Here is a 410-nt window from a genome sequence, read left to right on the forward strand (position 1 = left end):
AGGAGTCTGGGCCGTGTCTCAGTCCCAGTGTGGCCGATCACCCTCTCAGGTCGGCTACGCATCGTCGCCTTGGTGAGCCGTTACCTCACCAACTAGCTAATGCGCCGCAGGCCCATCCCCAAGTGACAGATTGCTCCGTCTTTCCAGTTCTCTTCAGGCGAAGAAAACAATTATTCGGTATTAGCTACCGTTTCCGGTAGTTGTCCCAAACTTGAGGGCAGGTTGCCTACGTGTTACTCACCCGTCCGCCGCTAACCATCCGAGAAGCAAGCTTCTCTTCAAGTCCGCTCGACTTGCATGTATTAGGCATGCCGCCAGCGTTCGTCCTGAGCCAGGATCAAACTCTCCAATAAAGTATTGAAAAGAGCGATAAGCTCATTTTGAATCTGACGAGATTAAAAATCTCATTT

At 51.2% G+C, this 410-nt stretch carries 1 rRNA gene; it reads right to left on the reverse strand.

From position 1 onward, the window contains the following. Positions 1–353: ribosomal RNA gene (locus AC1DE7_RS31890) — 16S ribosomal RNA — on the reverse strand; the annotation flags it as partial. Positions 354–410: the final 57 nt, after the last annotated feature.

The sequence above is a fragment of the Paenibacillus sp. 10L310 genome (assembly GCF_056395745.1).